The sequence below is a fragment of the Herbaspirillum lusitanum P6-12 genome, from assembly GCF_000256565.1.
Classification (GTDB): Bacteria; Pseudomonadota; Gammaproteobacteria; order Burkholderiales; family Burkholderiaceae_D; genus Herbaspirillum; species Herbaspirillum lusitanum.
Genome location: NZ_AJHH01000178.1, coordinates 1 through 16,225, shown reverse-complemented (window position 1 = coordinate 16,225; position 16,225 = coordinate 1). Strand labels below are relative to the sequence as shown.

Genomic DNA, 16,225 nt, shown 5'->3' with positions numbered 1-16,225 from the left:
TCGGCATGCCGTGGCTTTTTTACGTCTGCAGCAAGTGTGAAGAGCAATCAGTGCTTGCCGCGAATCACACCGGCGTTGTCGTCGCCTTCATCGGGGCCGTGGGCGCCGAAGGAAAATACGTCGAAGCTGTCGCCATCGGCAGACACGCGATATGCATAGGCGTTACCCCAGGGGTCGCGCGGCAGGCGGTCGAGGTAGCCGCCGGTTTTCCATTCCTTCGGCACCGGCGCGCGGCCGGGCTTGACGATCAGCGCCAGCAGGCCTTGCTCGATGGTGGGGTAGCGGCCGTTGTCCTGCTTGTACAGCTGCAAGCCCTTTTCGATCTCGGCAATGTCCTGCTCGGCCGTGACGATCTGCGGGCTGTGGGCGTGATTGACGACGTTGATCAGGCGCGGTGCGGCGACGATGGCCACCACCGCGATGATGGCCAGTGCAGTCAACATCTGTAATTTGCTCAGGCCGCGTTGCAGCGAAAAAAATTGCGTGAGAAGTTGCGTGGGAGAAACGGGTCGCGTAACTGTGCGGCGCATCGGACTTTCTTTCCAGTAAAGCGAGATGCGAGAGTATAAAGCCGAAGCGGCGGCTTTGGTATTGCAGAGTCGGATTGCCTGAAAGTTCTGCTTCCGGATCCTGTTTCGGCTCAGGTCGCCAACACCACCTCGACCTCGGTTTCCTGCAGCAATTTGGCCAGCTCCGGCGGCGGCGGCGCGTCGGTGAACAAGACGTCGATCTGCGACAGGTGCGCCATCTTCACCAGCGCCTGGCGGCCGAACTTGCTCGAGTCGGCGACCAGCCAGACTTGCCGCGATTGCTCGATGATGGTTTGCGCGACCTTGACTTCGCGTGCATCGAAGTCGCGCAACACGCCGTCGAGCTCGATGCTGGAAATCCCGATGATGCCGATGTCGACCTTGAACTGGCGGATGAAGTCGATGGTTGCCTCGCCGACAATACCGCGATCGCGCGCGCGCACCACGCCGCCGGCGATGATCACTTCCAGCGCCGGATTGCTGGCCAGCGAATTGGCCACGTTCAGGTTGTTGGTCACCACATGCAGGTTCTTGTGCTGCTGCAGGGCCAGCGCCACCTCTTCGGTGGTGGTGCCCAGGTTGAGGATGAGCGAACAGCCATCCGGCACGCGCGCGGCCACGGTGCGGCCGATGCGGCGCTTGGCCTCGGCATGCATGACCTGGCGCTGCGGATAGGCAATGTTTTCCGTCGAGGACAGCAGCCCTACGCCACCGTGGTAGCGCGCCAGCAACTTGGCGTCGACCATCGCCTTGACGTCGCGGCGCACCGTCTGCGTCGTCACATCGAGCTTCTGCGCCAGTTCTTCCACTGAAATCGTAATGTGCTTGCGCACGCAGTCCAGCAAGGTTTGTTGCCGCGGATTGAGCATCATGGGAATTGGTGAATGATCATATGAACATTAAAAAACATAATCGAATTGAAAACAACAAAATAATTGTTGATTTGTTTTCAGGTTGTCGCGTATCGTAGCCAAAAAATACAATACGGCAAATAAAAATCCGGAGACAAGTTGAACACACTTCTTGAATGTGATCTTCTGGTGGTTGGCGGCGGCATCAATGGCGCCGGGATTGCCCGTGACGCGGTCGGCCGCGGCTTGCGCGTGATCCTGTGCGAGCAGCACGATCTGGCGCAGCATACTTCTTCGGCCAGCACCAAGCTGATCCACGGCGGGCTGCGCTATCTCGAGTATTACGAATTCAAGCTGGTGCGCAAGGCCTTGCAGGAGCGCGAGGTGCTGCTGCGCGCCGCGCCGCATATCATCTGGCCGTTGCGCTTCGTCATGCCGCACGACGCCGGCCAGCGCCCGGTCTGGCTGATCCGGGCCGGCCTGCTGATGTACGACTATCTCGCCAAACGCGAAATCCTGCCCGCCTCGCAAGGGCTGAAACTCAACGAACATGCCGCCGGCAAACCGCTCAAGGGCGACTATCGCCGCGGCTTCGTCTACTCCGACGGCTGGGTCGACGATGCCCGCCTGGTGGCGCTCAACGCGCTCGATGCCAGCGAACGCGGCGCCCGTATTTTCACCCGCACCAAATGCATCGAAGCACGTCGTGAAGGAGACCTCTGGCGCGCCGCGCTGGAGAATCGACAGGACGGCCGCATCCAGGTGCAGGCGCGCGCCATCGTCAACGCCGCCGGCCCGTGGACCGCGCAGTTCGCCGACGCCGTGCCCGGTGCCAGCAAGAGCTACGGCCTGCGCCTGATCAAGGGTAGCCATATCGTCGTCAAGCGTCTGTTCGACCATCCTTACGCCTACATTTTTCAGAACCCGGACAAGCGCATCATTTTCGCGATTCCGTATCAGGACGACTTCACGCTGATCGGCACCACCGATCTGGAATACACCGGCGACGCCGGCAAGGTCGAGATCAGCACGGATGAAATCGATTATCTGTGCGAGATGGCCAATCGTTATTTCACCCGTCAGATTTCCAGCAGCGACGTGGTGTGGACCTATTCCGGCGTGCGTCCGCTGCTGGACGACAATTCCTCCAACGCCTCCGCCGTGACGCGCGACTATCTGCTCGAGTGCAACGACAACGGCGCTCCCATGCTCAACGTCTGGGGCGGAAAAATTACCACCTATCGCAAGCTGGCCGAAGAAGCGCTGGCCGTCCTGTCGCCGCGGCTGGGATTCAAGGCGCCGCCGTGGACTGCCGACGCGCTGGAACAGCCGGGCAAGCTGGTCAGGCGTTACGACTTCGCGCGCTTCCTGGCGGGCTTCAGCGAACGCCATTCGTGGTTGCCGCCGGCGCTGGCGAAGCGCTATGCGCGCAGCTACGGCAGCCGTGCCGAACGCCTGCTCAAGGGCGCCGCCGCTCTCGCCGATCTCGGCGAAGAACTGGCGCCGGGGCTCTACGAGTCGGAAGCACGCTATCTGCGCGACGTCGAATGGGCTTGCAGCGCAGAAGACATCCTGTGGCGTCGGAGCAAACTGGGCCTGTATTGCCGGCCGCAACACGTGGAACGATTGCAGCAATGGCTGAAGGAGCAGATTTAGTCCTGAAGACCTGCGCATGTAAAAAACAGAACAGCAGCAAGGAGACAGCGTGACCCTGGAATTAAAACAAGTGACCAAGTCGGTGGGTGCGGAAACGCATCTGTACCCGCTTGATCTGAAGCTGGCGGCGGGCGGCATCAACGTCTTGCTGGGCCCCACGCAGGCCGGCAAGACTTCGCTCATGCGCATCATTGCTGGCCTCGACAAGCCCGGCAGCGGCAGCGTGCTGGTCGACGGCAAGGACGTCACCGGCGTCGGCGTGCGCGAGCGCAACCTCGCCATGGTGTACCAGCAGTTCATCAATTATCCGGGCCTGAGCGTCTACGAAAACATTGCCTCGCCCCTGCGCCTGAAGAAATTGCCGCAGCAGGAAATCCATCAGCGCGTCACCGAGATCGCCGAAAAACTGCACATCGCCCACCTGCTGCAACGCCTGCCGGGAGAACTGTCCGGCGGCCAGCAGCAACGTACCGCGCTGCGCGCGCATTGATCAAACGCGCGCCGCTGGTGCTGCTGGACGAGCCGCTGGTCAACCTCGACTACAAGCTGCGCGAAGAACTGCGCTCGGAACTGATTTCCCTGTTCACCAGCGGCGACACCACCGTGGTCTACGCTACCACCGAACCGCAGGAAGCCCTCCTGCTCGGCGGCCACACCGCAGTGATGCACGCCGGCCGTTTGTTGCAGTTCGGCCCGACGCTGCAATTGTTCAACGCGCCGGCCTCGACCGAAGTGGCGGCCATCTTCAACGACCCGCCGATGAACATGCTGGCGGCGACCGCCATCGACAATGCCAGCGTGAAGCTCGACGACGGCAGCGTGCTGTCAGTCGCTGGTCGCAATCTGGCGCTGACCGCGGGCCAGCGTTGCCGGGTCGGCATTCGCTGCAACGACGTGCGCCTGCAAGCGGGCAACAGTGCGGGCGCAAGCGTCACGCTCGCCTGCACGGTCGGCCTGGCCGAACTGAGCGGTTCCGAAACCTATCTGCACCTGCGTCACGGCGGCGATGCACTGGTGGCGCAATTGCCCGGCGTGCATGCGCTCGAGATCGGCAGCGCGGTGCAGGTCAACATCAATGCCGCACAGATTTTTCTGTTCGATACCGAGGGCCGCCTGCTGAGCGCCCCGCAGGGAGACTGACATGGCACGCATTGAATTCCGCAATCTCGGTCACGCCTACGGACCCCATCCGGCGTCGCCGGAAGACTACGCCCTGCAACCGATGAACATGGTGTGGGAAGACGGCGGCGCCTACGCCTTGCTGGGCCCGTCCGGCTGCGGCAAGTCGACGCTGCTCAATATCATCTCCGGTTTGCTGGTGCCGTCCGAAGGACAGGTGCTGTTCGACGGCAAGGACATGACGCAGATGCCCACGCGCGAGCGCAACATCGCGCAGGTGTTCCAGTTCCCGGTGCTGTACGACACCATGAGCGTGTTCGACAACCTGGCGTTCCCGCTGCGCAATCGCAAGGTGGCGGAGAGCGAAGTGCGCGCGCGCGTGCATGAAATCGCCGAAATCCTCGAACTGACGCGCGACCTCAAGCAGCGCGCCAGCGGTCTCTCCGCCGACGCCAAGCAAAAGATTTCGCTGGGGCGCGGACTGGTGCGCAAGGACGTCGCGGCGATCCTGTTCGACGAGCCCTTGACGGTGATCGATCCGCACATGAAATGGCAGCTGCGGCAAAAGCTCAAGCAGATCCACCATCAGCTCAAGCTGACGCTGATCTACGTCACCCATGATCAGGTGGAGGCGCTGACCTTCGCCGACGAAGTGGTGGTCATGACCAACGGCAAGGTGGTGCAGCAGGGCAAGCCGGAAGCCTTGTTTGTGCGTCCCGATCACACCTTCGTCGGCTATTTCATCGGCAGCCCCGGCATGAACTTTTATCCGCTGCAGATCGACGGCGACGCCGTCGTGATCGGACAGCAGCGCGTGGACATCGACGCCGCGCAACTGCAGGCGCTCAAGCATGCCAACGGTGAACTCAAGCTCGGCATCCGGCCGGAGTTCGTGGAACTGACCACGGCCGGCGCGCCCGGTGCGGTCAGCGCCAACATCGTGCAAATCCAGCATCTCGGCACCAGCCAGCTGCTCACGGCGGAATTCGGCGGTCAGATCGTCAAGGCCAGGCTCGATGCCTCGGCCAGGCTGAGCGAGGGCCGGCAATGGCTGCGCCTGGCGAAGGCGGAGACGATCTTCTTCAGCAATGACGAAAGGATAGGGCGATAGGTCATGAACAAGCCATACAACAACAAGGCCTGGTTTTTCATCCTGCCGGTGTTCCTGACGGTCGCGTTCTCCGCGATCATCCCGCTGATGACGGTGGTCAATTATTCGGTGCAGGACATCATCAGTCCCGAGCAGAGCGTGTTCGTCGGCCTCGAATGGTTCCGCGCCGTGATGCGCGACAGCGAACTGCATTCGGCGCTGCTGCGCCAACTGATCTTTTCGTTCTGCGTGCTGCTGGTGCAGATCCCGCTGGGCATCGGCCTGGCGCTGTCGATGCCGGCGCAGGGTTGGAAGTCGTCGGCGGCGCTGGTGATCCTGGCCATGCCGCTGCTGATTCCATGGAACGTGGTTGGCACCATCTGGCAAATTTTCGGCCGCGCCGACATCGGCCTGGGCGGTTATGTATTGAGCCGGCTCGGCATGGACTACAACTACGCCTCCAATTCGCTCGACGCCTGGATCACCGTGCTGGTGATGGACGTCTGGCACTGGACGCCGCTGGTGGCCTTGCTGGCTTTCGCCGGCCTGCGCTCGATTCCGGATGCGTATTACCAGGCGGCGCAGATCGACGGCGCCAGCCGCTGGGCGGTGTTCCGTTTCATCCAGTTGCCCAAAATGCGCGGCGTGCTGGTGATCGCGGTGCTGCTGCGCTTCATGGACAGCTTCATGATCTACACCGAACCCTTCGTGCTCACTGGCGGCGGTCCCGGCAATTCGACCACCTTCCTGAGCCAGTACCTGACGCAAAAGGCGGTCGGCCAGTTCGATCTGGGACCTGCGGCGGCGTTTTCGCTGATCTATTTCCTGATCATCCTGCTGCTGTCCTTCGTCTTGTACAACTGGATGCAAAGCGCCGGCAATGGCGGACAGAACACCGGAGCCAATCATGAGTAAAAACAAGCAAGGCAACTGGCCGCGCATGCTGACGTTGGCGCTCTACATCGCCTTCACGCTGATCCCGCTGTACTGGCTGTTCAATACGTCGCTGAAGACCAATGAAGAAACCCTGGCGGTCTTCACGTTGTGGCCGAACCAGCCGACGCTGGACAACTACAAGGTGATCTTCACCGACGCCTCGTGGTATTCGGGCTACATCAACTCCATCATCTACGTCGCCATCAACACGGTGCTGTCGCTGCTGGTGGCTTTGCCGGCGGCCTATGCGTTTTCGCGCTACCGCTTCCTTGGCGACAAGCACATGTTCTTCTGGCTGCTGACCAACCGCATGACGCCGCCGGCGGTGTTCCTGCTGCCGTTCTTCCAGCTGTACTCGACGGTCGGGCTGATGGATACGCATATCGCCGTGGCATTGGCGCACATGCTGTTCAACGTGCCGCTGGCGGTGTGGATACTGGAAGGCTTCATGTCGGGCGTGCCGCGCGAGATAGACGAGACCGCCTACATCGACGGTTTCTCCTTCCCGCGTTTCTTCCTCCGTATCTTCCTGCCGCTGATCAAGTCGGGCGTCGGCGTGACGGCGTTCTTCTGTTTCATGTTCAGCTGGGTCGAGCTGCTGCTGGCGCGCACGCTGACCTCGGTCAACGCCAAGCCGATCAGCGCCATCATGACGCGCACCGCGTCGGCGGCCGGCATGGACTGGGGCATCCTGGCCGCCGCCGGGGTGCTGACGATTATTCCGGGAGCGCTGGTGATCTGGTTCGTTCGCAACCATATCGCCAAGGGCTTCGCGATGGGGAGGGTGTGACGATGGCTGCTTTTTCATGGATGTCGTGGACGCCGCCGATCGCCGTCTTTTTCATCTGCATCGCGCTCATGCTGGTGGGCATGACGATCTGGGAAATCCGCTCGCCGACGTTGGAGCGCAAGGGTTTCCTGCCGTTGCGCACGACCCGTGGCGACCGTTTGTTCATCGGCCTGCTGAGTGCTGCCTACATCAATCTGGCCTGGGTCGCGGTGACCGACCTGGACCAGTGGTACGCCGCCGTGCTCGGTTTGGCGGCCTTGTTTATCGTCATGCGCAAGGGCTGACCTTGCGTGTGATCAGGATTCAATTTCCGGTTTGCTCAGAATAAAAAAACCTGGAATGAAATGACGCGTTCGGGGAATGTCCTTCCCTCTCCGGCGCGACCATCTTTGGGAAGGTGACGAGGAGACGTGATGCAAAAATTCAAACTTACCGTGCTGGCCGCTGCGATTGCAGTGGCAGGCAATGTCTGGGCCGACACCAAGTCGGCCGAGAAATGGATCGACAGCGAATTCAAGCCGAGCACGCTGTCGCGCACGCAGCAGCTGAGCGAAATGCAATGGTTCATCGATGCCGCCGCCAAACTGAAAGCCAAGGGCGTCAAGGAAATCCACGTGGTGTCGGAAACCCTCGACACCCACGCCTATGAATCGAAGACCCTGGCCAAGGCCTTCGAGGAAATCACCGGCATCAAGGTCAAGCACGACGTGATCCAGGAAGGCGACGTGGTCGAAAAGATGCAGACCTCGCTGCAATCGGGCAAGTCGATCTACGACGGCTGGGTCAACGACTCCGACCTGATCGGCACCCACTACCGCAACGGCCAGACCGTGGTGCTGTCCGACTACATGGCCGGCCCCGGCAAGGAATACACCAATCCCGGCCTCGACCTGAAGGATTTCATCGGCACCAGCTTCACGACCGCGCCGGACGGCAAGCTGTACCAGCTGCCCGACCAGCAGTTCGCCAACCTGTACTGGTTCCGCGCCGACTGGTTCGCGCGCAAGGATTTGCAGGACAAGTTCAAGGCCAAGTACGGCTATGAACTGGGCGTGCCGCAAAACTGGTCGGCCTACGAAGACATCGCTGCCTTCTTCACCAACGACGTCAAGGAACTGGACGGCAAGAAGATCTTCGGTCACATGGACTACGGCAAGAAGGATCCGTCGCTGGGCTGGCGTTTCACCGATGCCTGGCTGTCGATGGCCGGCGCCGCCGACAAGGGCCTGCCGAACGGCTTGCCGGTCGATGAATGGGGCATCCGCGTAGCGGCCGACAAGTGCACGCCGGTCGGCGCGTCAATGTCGCGCGGCGGCGCCACCAATTCGCCGGCGGCAGTGTATGCGCTGACCAAGTACCTCGACTGGATGAAGAAATACGCACCGCCGGAAGCGCTCGGCATGACGTTCTCCGAAGCCGGTCCGGTGCCGGCGCAAGGCCATATCGCGCAGCAGGTGTTCTGGTACAGCGCCTTCACCGCGGGCATGACCAAGCAAGGCCTGCCGGTGGTCAATACCGACGGCTCGCCGAAGTGGCGCATGGCCCCCGGCCCGCATGGCCCGTACTGGAAAGAAGGCATGCAGAACGGTTACCAGGACGTCGGTTCCTGGACCTTCCTCAAGAGCACGCCGCCTGACCAGATGGCCGCCGCCTGGCTGTACGGCCAGTTCGTGACGTCCAAGACCGTGTCGCTGAAGAAATCGATCGTCGGCCTGACCTTCATCCGCGATTCCGATATCCGTTCGGAATACTTCACCAAGAACGCGGCGAAGTACGGCGGCCTGATCGAGTTCTACCGCAGCCCGGCGCGCGTGGCATGGACCCCGACCGGCAACAACGTGCCCGACTATCCGAAGATGGCGCAGCTGTGGTGGAAGAACATCTCCACCGCGATTTCCGGCGAAAAGACGCCGCAAGGCGCGATGGATAACCTGGCTGAAGAGATGGACGGCATCATGGCCCGCCTGCAGCGCGCCGGCATGAAGAACTGCGCCCCCAAGCTCAACGACAAGAAGGATCCTGCGAGCTGGATGTCCGACAAGGGCGCCCCATGGACCAAGCTGGCCAACGAAAAACCAAAGGGGGAAACCATCCCTTACGACAAACTGCTGCAAGCATGGAAGGACGGCAAAGTTCGCTAGGCATTCCCGCACAAGCTACTGCGCGATCCGATCTCCGGACTGCGATGCTCACCGTACTCACGTACGGCTGCGCTTCTCCTCCAGAGCTCGGACCGCTCGCTACGCTTCTGCAGGAAGCCGCAACTTCAAGTAGCGCCACGACGTCATTCCGGGAGTTTCCGGAATGACGTTTTTCCTTCCAGCACGGCGCAATCGTTGTTACGCTGTGATTTCACAGTGATTTGTAAGGCAAATGTCATGGCATATCTGCTCGCTCTCGACCAGGGCACCTCCAGCTCACGCAGCATCATCTTCGACGAAACCGGCGCCATCGTCGCCACCGCGCAGCAAGAGTTTCGCCAGATATTTCCGCAGCCCGGCTGGGTTGAACACGATCCCATGGATCTTTGGAACAGCCAGTTGCAGACTTGTCGCCAGGTGCTGGCGCAAGCCGGCATCAAGGCCGCCGACCTGGCAGGACTCGGCATCACCAATCAGCGCGAGACCACCGTGGTGTGGGACCGCGCCACCGGCAAGCCGGTGCACAACGCCATCGTCTGGCAAGACCGCCGCACCGAAGCCATCTGCGCCGAATTGCGCGAGCGCGGCCTGACGGACGCCATCCAGGCCAAGACCGGATTGGTGCTCGATCCGTATTTTTCCGGCACCAAGCTGCACTGGATACTCGACAGCGTGCCGGGCCTGCGCGAGCGTGCACGGCGCGGCGAGCTGGCCTTCGGCACCGTCGACGCCTGGCTGATCTGGAACCTGACCGGCGGTCGCCTGCACGTGACCGATGTGTCCAACGCGTCGCGCACCATGCTGTGGAATATTCATACCGGCAACTGGGATGATGAATTGCTGGAATGGCTGGACGTGCCGCGTTCGATGTTGCCGGAGGTGCATCCCTCGGCGCATCTCTACGGTCACACCGACGCCGGGCATCTGGGCGCGGCAGTAGTGATCGGCGGCATCGCCGGCGACCAGCAGTCGGCCCTGTTCGGCCAGGCCTGCTTCCAGCCCGGCATGGCCAAGAATACTTACGGCACCGGTTGCTTCATGCTGCTGCATACCGGCGACCAGTGCGCGCAGTCGCGCAACGGCCTCATCAGCACCGCCGCCTGCCAGGTCGGCGAGCGCAAGCAGTACGCGCTTGAAGGCAGTGTTTTCATCGGCGGCGCAGTGGTGCAGTGGCTGCGCGACGGCCTCAAGGCAATCAAGAATTCGACGGATGTGGAAGAACTGGCGGCCTCGGCGCCGGACTCCGGCGGCGTGGTGTTCGTGCCGTCGTTTACCGGGCTCGGCGCACCGTACTGGAATCCCTCGGCCAAGGGCGCGATCGTCGGTCTCAGCCGCGGCAGCACGGTGGCGCACATTGCGCGCGCCGCGCTGGAATCGATCGCCTTCCAGAGCACCGCCTTGCTGACGGCGATGGTGCGCGACGCCGTGTCGCCGATCACCGAATTGCGCGTTGACGGCGGCGCGTCGGCCAATAACCTGCTGCTGCAATTCCAGGCCGACTTGCTCGGCATCCCGGTGATCCGTCCGCAGGTCACGGAAACCACAGCGCTGGGCGCCGCCAGTCTCGCCGGTCTTGCGACCGGGGTTTATCGCGACATGGCGGAGTTGTCGGAACATTGGCGCATGGAACGCACCTTCCTGCCGACCATGAGCCGCGACGAAGCGCAGACAAAAATACAAACCTGGGAGCGCGCCATCAAGCAGGTCAGCGCCGGTTGATGAACTTGCTTCCGGCTCAGGGTGCGCTCAGCGTCACGGCCACGCCGGCCTGTTCGGTGACCGAAGCCGACAGTGTGGCGTACAGCTCGGCGCCGTCGCGCGCGCTCAGCCATTGTTTGCCGTCGTATTTGAAGTGATAGCCGCCCGATTTGGAGGCCAGCCACAGCTCCTGCATCGGCGCCTGGCTGTTGACGATGATTTTGGAGCCGTTATCGATGCATTCGATTTCGAGGACATTGCCGCTGCGACTGCATTCGACGTCGAGGTCGGTGTCGTCGGTAGCCTGCTCCAGTGCGGCTTCGATCGCGTTCAGCGCGGAATCCGCGAGGGCCAGGAATTCTGATTCTGTCATGCTACACTCCGAGACATTGATGTAAACCCGTGATTCTATCGTGAAGTCTCCATTTCATTTTTCTCCTGCCCGTCCGCTGCTTGGCGCCGCCATGTTGGCTCTGCTGTTGACCGGTTGCGGCCAGAAGGGCCCGCTCTACATCGGCAAGCCTCCGGCGGAGCGCGTACGCACCGCGCCTGCGGACAACATGAGCAAACCGGCCGTGCCCGATGACGCCGGTGTGCCGGCGATCTCCTTGCCCGCTCCGGCTTCCGCACCTGCCGGCAATTCCAAATAATCCTTCGCCGCTTCTTATTTCCATGTCCCATTTTTCTTACCGCGACGGCGTGCTGCATGCCGAAAACCTGCCCCTGAATGCACTGGCCAAGCAATTCGGTTCGCCGCTGTACGTCTATTCCAAGGCAGCGCTGACCGCCAACTTCTCGGCCTATGCCGATGCCTGCAAGAAAGCCGGTCGCACTGAAAATGCGGACAACGGCGGCGCGCTGGTCTGCTATTCGGTCAAGTCCAATTCCAACCTGGCGGTGCTGAACCTGCTGGGCCGACTGGGTTCGGGCTTCGATATCGTCTCCGGCGGTGAACTGCTGCGCGTGGTGGCGGCGGGCGGCGATGCCCGCAAGGTGATCTTCTCGGGCGTGGGCAAGGGCCGCGACGAGATGAAGCTGGCCCTGGAACATGACATCCTCTGCTTCAACGTCGAATCCATCCCCGAGGTGGCCCGTCTGAACGAAGTGGCCGGTGCGCTGGGCAAGCGCGCCCGCATCTCGCTGCGCGTGAACCCCAATGTGGACGCCAAGACCCATCCTTACATCTCCACCGGTCTCAAGGAAAACAAGTTCGGCGTCGCCTACGAAGACGCGCTGGCCTGCTATCGCGACGCCGCCGCGCTGCCGAACATTGACGTGGTCGGCATCGACTGCCACATCGGTTCGCAGCTGCTCGACGACGCGCCGCTGCTGGAAGCGCTCGACAAGGTGATCGAACTGATCGACCAGCTCGAAGCCGAAGGCATCGCCATCCATCACCTCGACATCGGCGGCGGCATCGGCATCACTTACGACGACGAACAACCGGTTCCGGTCGGCGACTACCTGGGCCGCCTGTTCACCCGCATCGATGCCTGGCGCAAGGAAAAATACGCCGGCCGCGCGATCAAGGTCATGTTCGAACCGGGTCGCTCCATCGTCGGCAACGCCGGCGTGCTGGTGACCGAAGTGCAATACCTGAAGCACGGCGAGAGCAAGAATTTCGCGGTGGTTGACGCCGCCATGAACGACCTGATGCGTCCGGCCCTGTACGAAGCCTGGCACGGCGTGCAAGTGGTGCAACAGCGCAAGGACGCCGCCAGGACCTATGACGTCGTCGGTCCGGTGTGCGAATCCGGCGACTGGCTGGCGCGCAGCCGCGAACTGGCGATCGCGCCGGGCGACTTGCTGGCGTTGATGTCGGCTGGCGCCTACGGCATGACCATGGCTTCCAACTACAACACGCGCGGCCGCGCCGCCGAAGTATTGGTGGACGGCGACCAGGCGCATCTGATCCGCAAGCGCGAAAACCCAGCCGATCTGTTCGCGCTGGAATCCATCGCCGGCTGATATCGGCATTGCCGGGCAAGCGCATGAGCCGTATGACTGCAACTGACGCGGCCCGGTTTGCGATGCTGGACAACGCGTTCTTCGATCAGGACAGCCCGGCCCTGGCGCGCGCCCTGATCGGCAAGGTCTTGCGGCGCCGCTGGAAAGGCCAGTGGCTGTCCGCCCGCATCATTGAGACCGAGGCCTATTGTCTCGACGAGCGCGGCAGCCATGCCTCGCTGGGCTACACCCACAAGCGCCGCGCCCTGTTCATGGACGGTGGCACCATCTACATGTATTACGCGCGCGGCGGCGATTCGCTCAATTTCAGCGCTGCCGGTCCGGGCAATGCGGTCCTGATCAAATCGGGCTATCCCTGGATTGACCCGATCGCCGGCCCCGCCGCACTGGCGGTGATGCAGGCGGAAAATCCCGACGCGCAAGGCGGCGTACGCCCCCTGAGCCGTCTCTGCGCAGGCCAGACCTTGCTATGCAAATCGCTGGCCTTGCGCGTGCCCGACTGGGATGCCGGCACGTTCGATCCCGCCGTGTTTTTTGTGGACGACGTCGGCGAAGCGCCGCCGACGCTGATCGAAACCACGCGACTGGGCATCCCGACCGGCCGCGACGAACACCTTCCTTACCGCTTCGTCGATCCCGCTTACGCCCGCCATTGCACGCGCAATCCGCTGCGCAAGGGACAAGTCGCGCCGACGGACTATCGCTGGGTTGACCGCGACGGCAGGCCGACGGCCGTGCAGGAATTCCCGCGCGGCGTCATTCCCGTCCCGGGCTGATCCCCAGCCTCAGGCGGCCGGCTTGCCGGAATTCAACATCGCCGTTTTCAACGCCGGCCGCCGGTGGCGCGAAATTTGCTGACACGCTGCTGTCAGGGCGGCAAAATCCCCCGCCAATGCCGCTATAATGCGCGTTTTCGCCTGTCGTCCCGTTCATTTTTCAGCCTCTTTTTGAGCCCCTTTTGCGTAAGGAACATGCATGAATGCCCTGATCTGGTTCGTCATACTTTATTGGGTGATTTCAGTCGGTATCGGTCTTTACGCAAGCAAGTACGTCAAGAGCGGAAAGGACTTCGCGATTGCCGGCCGGGCCTTGCCGATGTCGGTCGTGACGGCGACGGTGTTCGCCACCTGGTTCGGCTCGGAAGCGGTGCTGGGCGTGTCCTCGACCTTCCTCAAGGAAGGCCTGGGCGGCATCGTGGCCGACCCCTTCGGTTCTTCGCTGTGCCTGATCCTGGTGGGCGTGTTCTTCGCCCGGCCGCTGTACCGCATGAACCTGCTGACCATCGGCGACTATTACAAGAAACGCTTCGGCCGCGCCGCTGAAATGCTGGTCACGATCTGCATCGTGATTTCCTACCTCGGCTGGGTGGCGGCGCAGATCAAGGCGCTCGGGCTGGTCTTCAACGTCGTCTCGGGCGGCTACATCACGATGCAGGCGGGCATGATCATCGGCGCCGCCAGCGTGTTGATCTATACGCTCATGGGCGGCATGTGGGCGGTGGCGATCACCGATTTCCTGCAGATGATCATCGTGGTGGTCGGCATGCTGTATATCGGCTGGGAAGTCTCCGGCATGGTCGGCGGCGCCGGCGTCGTGATCCGGCACGCGGCCGATGCCGGCAAATTCAATTTCTGGCCCTCGCCCTCGCTCCGGGAGGTGATGTGGTTCTTTGCCGCGTGGATTACCATGATGCTGGGCTCGATCCCGCAGCAGGACGTGTTCCAGCGGGTGATGTCGTCCAGGACCGAGAAGATCGCGCGCAACGCCTCGATCCTCGGGGGCGTGATCTATTTCGGCTTCGTGTTCATCCCGATCTTCCTGGCGTACTCGGCCACGCTGATCGATCCGGCCATGGTGGCGCGCCTGCTTGAGACCGACTCGCAGTTGGTGTTGCCGACCCTGATCATGGAGAAGATGCCGGTGTTCGCCCAGGTGATGTTCTTCGGCGCGCTGCTGTCGGCGATCAAGAGCTGTGCCAGCGCGACGCTGCTGGCGCCGTCGGTGACCTTTACCGAAAACGTCATCAAGGAAATCCGTCCCTGGAAGAGCGACAAGGAATTTCTGTTCTCGATGCGCGTGGTGGTGTTGCTGTTCACGATCGCGGTGACCTCGCTGGCGCTCAACAGCCAGTCGAGCATTTACCAGATGGTCGAAAACGCCTACAAGGTGACGCTGGTCGCCGCCTTCGTGCCGCTGGCCTTCGGCGTGTACTGGAAGCGTGCCACCCGTCAGGGCGCGCTGGCTGCCATGATCCTCGGCCTGACGACCTGGATCACGCTCGAATACGTCGCGCCGGAAGGCCTGTGGCCGCCGCAGCTGGCCGGCTTGCTGATGAGCGTGGGCGGCATGGTGTTCGGTTCGCTGCTGCCGCAACTGGTGGCGCCGATTCCGCAGGCGCCAGCAGCGGGCGCACTGAGCACCGACTGATCCCGTCTTGATTTTCTTCCCTGCGCGATTCGCATTCTTTGCGGATCGCGCAGGCGCTGCGCTACCTTCCTCGTTCTGTTCCCCTCCTGTTTTGCAACGGTCGCCACGACCGTTCGCCCCGCTTTTTTTCCGCTGAACCAAGCCGTTTTCTTGTACTCGCAAAAAATTGTTGTCGAAAAACCAATTGGAACTAATCAGTATTAAATCGACCTCATTGAGCATGTCTCTGCAAACTCATGAATACGATTTTGCCGCTGATGCATTGTTTCTCGACTTCGACGGCACCTTGGTGAATCTGGCTCCCGAGCCGGAAAGCGTGGTCCCGGCGCCGGACCTGATCGAGATGTTGCAGCAGGTGCAAACACGCGCGAACGGTGCGCTGGCGGTCGTCAGCGGCCGGCCGGTAGCGCAGCTCGACCATTACCTGGCGCCGTTGCGCCTGCCTGCCGCCGGCGTACACGGCCTCGAGCGCCGCGATGCCTCGGGTCGGCTGGTGCAACTTGCCGCGCCCGCCACCGATCCATTGATGGAGCGGCTCGCGCCGTTCGTCGCACGTCATCCCGGGCTGCTGCTGGAACCCAAGCGCGGGGCGCTGGCGCTGCATTACCGCAAGGCGCCGCATCTGGAACAGGCCTGTATCGAAGCGATGAATTACGCGGTCTCCAAGGTGGGTTCGCACGTGGACGCGCGCGCGCGCGCGCGCGCGCGCGCGCGCGCGCGCGCGCGCGCGCCGGGTTTCACTGTCCTGCGCGGCAAGATGGTGGTCGAAGCCAAGGCGGCGCTGGCCGACAAGGGCGACGCCATCGCCGCATTCATGCGTGAGGCGCCGTTCGCCGGACGTCGTCCCCACAAGCAGCCGCTGCTGCAGTGGCGTCGCTGCCGAGCCAAGAACAGATCACGGCGGTGGCCGGCGGCAAGAAGGAATTGCGTCAGGCCGCCAAGATGGTGCGCGAGAAGCAAGCCGCCAATCGCACGCCGCGCGTGACTCCCGAAGCAGCAGAAGCAGCCGCTGCGGCTGC

General features: G+C 62.3%; 15 protein-coding genes and 1 pseudogene. 13 read left to right on the top strand and 3 right to left on the bottom strand.

The annotated features are described in order from the left end of the window. Positions 1-47: 47 nt before the first annotated feature. Positions 48-530: a type II secretion system major pseudopilin GspG gene (gene gspG / locus HLUSI_RS0106245; protein WP_050977650.1), complete on the bottom strand. Its 483-nt coding sequence runs from the start codon at positions 528-530 to the stop codon at positions 48-50. Positions 531-640: 110 nt separating this feature from the next. Next, positions 641-1,399: a DeoR/GlpR family DNA-binding transcription regulator gene (locus tag HLUSI_RS0106240; RefSeq protein ID WP_029363197.1), complete on the bottom strand. Its 759-nt coding sequence runs from the start codon at positions 1,397-1,399 to the stop codon at positions 641-643. 141 nt (positions 1,400-1,540) lie between these two features. Here HLUSI_RS0106240 and glpD point away from each other — a divergent pair, with 141 nt between their 5' ends. From glpD to glpK, 8 genes and pseudogenes are all read left to right on the top strand, one after another. Continuing rightward, positions 1,541-3,037 carry a glycerol-3-phosphate dehydrogenase gene (gene glpD, locus HLUSI_RS0106235; protein ID WP_029363196.1) on the top strand — a complete coding sequence of 499 codons (1,497 nt, stop codon included), beginning with the start codon at positions 1,541-1,543 and terminating at the stop codon, positions 3,035-3,037. A 49-nt stretch (positions 3,038-3,086) separates the two neighbouring features. Continuing rightward, positions 3,087-4,177: pseudogene (locus HLUSI_RS27250) on the top strand (ABC transporter ATP-binding protein). Between the two features lies 1 nt (position 4,178). Then, entirely contained in the window at positions 4,179-5,267 is a 1,089-nt protein-coding gene (locus HLUSI_RS0106225) for an ABC transporter ATP-binding protein (protein WP_016833177.1), read from the top strand. Between the two features lie 3 nt (positions 5,268-5,270). Next, the gene (locus HLUSI_RS0106220) at positions 5,271-6,161 is read left to right on the top strand and encodes a carbohydrate ABC transporter permease (RefSeq protein WP_016833176.1); all 891 of its coding nucleotides are present in this window, start codon (positions 5,271-5,273) and stop codon (positions 6,159-6,161) included. Then, positions 6,154-6,972 (top strand): carbohydrate ABC transporter permease, encoded by an 819-nt coding sequence (locus HLUSI_RS0106215; RefSeq protein ID WP_016833175.1) that lies wholly within the window; start codon positions 6,154-6,156, stop codon positions 6,970-6,972. Before HLUSI_RS0106220 ends, HLUSI_RS0106215 begins: the two co-directional genes overlap by 8 nt. Before the next feature lie 2 nt (positions 6,973-6,974). Further along, positions 6,975-7,256, top strand: coding sequence for a DUF2160 domain-containing protein (locus HLUSI_RS0106210; protein WP_040503214.1), 282 nt, complete (start codon positions 6,975-6,977; stop codon positions 7,254-7,256). Positions 7,257-7,385: 129 nt separating this feature from the next. Then, the gene (locus HLUSI_RS0106205) at positions 7,386-9,113 is read left to right on the top strand and encodes an ABC transporter substrate-binding protein (RefSeq protein WP_016833173.1); all 1,728 of its coding nucleotides are present in this window, start codon (positions 7,386-7,388) and stop codon (positions 9,111-9,113) included. A gap of 237 nt (positions 9,114-9,350) precedes the next feature. Then, the gene (gene glpK, locus HLUSI_RS0106200; RefSeq protein WP_016833172.1) at positions 9,351-10,832 is read left to right on the top strand and encodes a glycerol kinase GlpK; all 1,482 of its coding nucleotides are present in this window, start codon (positions 9,351-9,353) and stop codon (positions 10,830-10,832) included. A 16-nt stretch (positions 10,833-10,848) separates the two neighbouring features. Here the strand turns inward: glpK and cyaY are convergent, their stop codons facing one another. Continuing rightward, positions 10,849-11,184: an iron donor protein CyaY gene (gene cyaY, locus HLUSI_RS0106195; RefSeq protein WP_016833170.1), complete on the bottom strand. Its 336-nt coding sequence runs from the start codon at positions 11,182-11,184 to the stop codon at positions 10,849-10,851. Between the two features lie 40 nt (positions 11,185-11,224). Here cyaY and lptM point away from each other — a divergent pair, with 40 nt between their 5' ends. The 5 genes from lptM (at position 11,225) to otsB (ending at position 16,191) form a co-directional block, all read left to right on the top strand. Beyond that, positions 11,225-11,461: an LPS translocon maturation chaperone LptM gene (gene lptM, locus HLUSI_RS0106190; protein WP_157137761.1), complete on the top strand. Its 237-nt coding sequence runs from the start codon at positions 11,225-11,227 to the stop codon at positions 11,459-11,461. Positions 11,462-11,483: 22 nt separating this feature from the next. After that, entirely contained in the window at positions 11,484-12,779 is a 1,296-nt protein-coding gene (gene lysA, locus HLUSI_RS0106185; protein ID WP_016833166.1) for a diaminopimelate decarboxylase, read from the top strand. Between the two features lie 32 nt (positions 12,780-12,811). Beyond that, the gene (locus HLUSI_RS0106180; protein ID WP_238533930.1) at positions 12,812-13,555 is read left to right on the top strand and encodes a DNA-3-methyladenine glycosylase; all 744 of its coding nucleotides are present in this window, start codon (positions 12,812-12,814) and stop codon (positions 13,553-13,555) included. Between the two features lie 199 nt (positions 13,556-13,754). After that, positions 13,755-15,206, top strand: a complete 1,452-nt coding sequence (locus tag HLUSI_RS0106175) for a high affinity choline transporter 1 (protein WP_016833161.1) — start codon at positions 13,755-13,757, stop codon at positions 15,204-15,206. A 220-nt stretch (positions 15,207-15,426) separates the two neighbouring features. Next, positions 15,427-16,191, top strand: coding sequence for a trehalose-phosphatase (gene otsB, locus HLUSI_RS0106170; RefSeq protein WP_016833159.1), 765 nt, complete (start codon positions 15,427-15,429; stop codon positions 16,189-16,191). Positions 16,192-16,225: the final 34 nt, after the last annotated feature.